Here is a 2,409-nt window from a genome sequence, read left to right as displayed (position 1 = left end):
CTGGAACCCCTCCTCGATGATGAAGGCGATGGAAAGGTAGAGCGGCTCGGCGCCCATGACCGCCAGGTCGTTCACCGTGCCGCAGACGGCCAGGCGGCCGATGTCGCCGCCCGGAAAAAAAAGCGGCTTGACCACGAAGCTGTCGGTGCTGAACACCTGGCCGGGCAGGCGGGCGGCGTCGTCCATTTCCAGGAGCAGTGGGTCGCGCAAAAAACGCTGGAACACGAGCCGGGTCAGCTCGGCGCTCTTGCTGCCGCCGCCGCCGTGGGCCAGCAGTATCTTATCCATAGGTCACCCAGGCGCTGCAGCTGCCTTCGGCCGAAACCATGCACGGTCCCAGCGGTTGGTCAGGACGGCAGGCCTTGTTGAACAGGGGGCAGGCGGGGGGATCTATCAGGCCGCGCAGCACGTCGCCGCAGCGGCATCCCTTTCGCGGGGGGGCGGTTTCTTTCTTGATGACGAAACGGCGGCGGCTGTCGAGGCCGGCGTAGGCGGGCCGCAGGTCTAGGCCGCTGGCCGGGATGGAGCCCAGCCCGCGCCACTCGGCGTCGACGGGCTCGAAGACCTTCGACAATATGGCGCGCGACTTTTCGTTGCCGCTGTCGCGCACTGCGGCCGGGTAATTGTTTACTATCTTATATATATCCTTATTATGCATTTCCAGCAGCAGGAGCAGGGAAGAGATAATGTCCTCGGCGCCGAAGCCGCTGATCACTCCCGGCAGCTGCCGGTCGAGCAAAAAATCGTATGCCTGTTTGCCGATGACGGCCGAGACGTGGCCGGGCAGCAGGAAGCCCGAAAGGCCCGTGTCTACTGCGATCAGGGCCTTCAATGCCGGTGGCACCAGGCGCAAAGCGGTGAGCAGCGAGAAGTTACCCAGCTTTGTCTCCAGGGCCTTCATGGCCGCGGCGGCGATGCCCGGGGCCGTCGTCTCGAAGCCCACGGCCAGGAAAACCGTCTCCCATCCGCTTTCAGCGGCGATCCGCAGGGCGTCCAAGGGAGAATAGACGGCGCGGATATCGGCTCCGGCGGCGCGCTCCTTTTCCAGCGAGGAGCGGCTGCCGGGGACGCGCAGCATGTCGCCGAAGCTGGTGATGACGACGCCCTGGCGGGCCAGGGCCACGGCTTCGTCGATAAAGCTGTCGGGGGTGACGCAAACAGGGCAGCCCGGCCCCGAGACGAGTTTCATTGTTTCGGGAAGCAGGCGCTGAATTCCGCAGCGACGGATGGCCACGGTATGGGTGCCGCAGACCTCCATGATCTTGGTCCCCGGTCTGGCCGGAAAATGACGCAGGCGCTCGGCCAGGCGCGGCAGTGACGTATTCTTAAGCAAAGAACTGTCCCTCGGCGAAGATGGCCAGCGTTTCGCGGGCCTGTTTCTTTGTCAGCTTGGATATGGCGAAGCCGGCATGGATGAGGACCCAGTCGTTGAGCCTGATGCTGGCCAGCAGCATGATGCCGACCTCGCGGCGCAGGCCGGCGCTCTCGACCACGGCCATGTCGCCCTTTATTTCGACCACTTTCATGGGCACGGCCAGACACATGGTTACTTCTCCTTGCTGTATTTCATGGCCGCCAGGGCCGCCTGTCCCAGCGACACGCCGCCGTCGTTGGCCGGGACCAAGGCATGGTGCAACACCTGGAAGCCGTTCTTTTTCATCGACGTCCGGCACGTTTTCAGCAGCAGCAGGTTCTGAAACACGCCGCCGCTCAGGGCTATTTTATCCGTCGCCGCGCTTGCGGTCAAGGCGTTGGCCATGGCCGCAAGGCCGTGGGCCAGGGTCAGGTGGAAGCGGTAAGCCCTTTCGGCCCGCCCCCGCCTGTCCTCCAGCATGGCGGTCAGGGTCGGCAGCATGTTCAGGATCTTCATGCCCGCCCGGTCTTCGATGGCGAATGGGTAGGATTTATTTTGCGGCCGGGCCTTCTCGGCCTCGGCCTGCAGGCGCATGGGGAGCTCCCCTTCGAAGGAATTATAATCGCCGAGGCCGAGCAGCGCCGCCGCGCCGTCGAACAGCCGGCCGCAGCTCGTGCTCATGACCCCGCCGCGCCGTTTGTCGATGGCTTCTTGAACCCTTTCGCCCAGCGGTCCGAATTTGTGCGCGAGCCGCGCCGCCGCTTTTTCCTGTCCCGGGAGGACGGACAGCAGGGAGAGGGCCGTGCGCCAAGGCTCGCGGGCTGCCGCGTCGCCGCCGGGGAGAAAGACGGGCAGCAGATGGCCGACCCGCTCCAGGCCGCGCAGGTTGCCGGCGAAAAATTCGCCGCCCCAGCTACCCTCGTCGTCGCCGTAGCCGGTGCCGTCCAGGGCGATGCCCAGGACCCGGCCCGTCTCGCCGCGTTCGGCTAGCAGCGAGCCGATATGGGCGCGGTGGTGCTGAACTTCGACGAGAGCGGCGTCCGGGAATGCCGCCC

General features: G+C 65.4%; 4 protein-coding genes. All 4 read right to left on the bottom strand.

The features are described 5' to 3' along the window. Positions 1-288 (bottom strand): AIR synthase related protein (locus NTW95_15080; GenBank protein MCX6558730.1); only part of this gene is annotated, 288 nt, incomplete at its 3' end. Then, positions 281-1,333 (bottom strand): hydrogenase formation protein HypD, encoded by a 1,053-nt coding sequence (hypD, locus tag NTW95_15075; GenBank protein MCX6558729.1) that lies wholly within the window; start codon positions 1,331-1,333, stop codon positions 281-283. The genes hypD and NTW95_15080, both read right to left, overlap by 8 nt. Next, positions 1,326-1,544 carry a HypC/HybG/HupF family hydrogenase formation chaperone gene (locus NTW95_15070; protein MCX6558728.1) on the bottom strand — a complete coding sequence of 73 codons (219 nt, stop codon included), beginning with the start codon at positions 1,542-1,544 and terminating at the stop codon, positions 1,326-1,328. The genes hypD and NTW95_15070 overlap by 8 nt, the downstream gene beginning before the upstream one ends. 2 nt (positions 1,545-1,546) lie before the next feature. Continuing rightward, the coding region (locus NTW95_15065; protein ID MCX6558727.1) for a carbamoyltransferase HypF at positions 1,547-2,409 on the bottom strand (863 nt) is incomplete at its 5' end.

The organism is Candidatus Aminicenantes bacterium, assembly GCA_026393795.1.
Lineage (GTDB): Bacteria > Acidobacteriota > Aminicenantia > UBA2199 > UBA2199 > UBA2199.
This window is presented reverse-complemented; position numbering and strand designations above follow the sequence as displayed.

Bases quoted from the DNA above. Each gene is read 5' to 3' on its own strand.
- NTW95_15070 (MCX6558728.1), bottom strand. From the start codon at position 1,544: ATGTGTCTGGCCGTGCCCATGAAAGTGGTCGAAATAAAGGGCGACATG.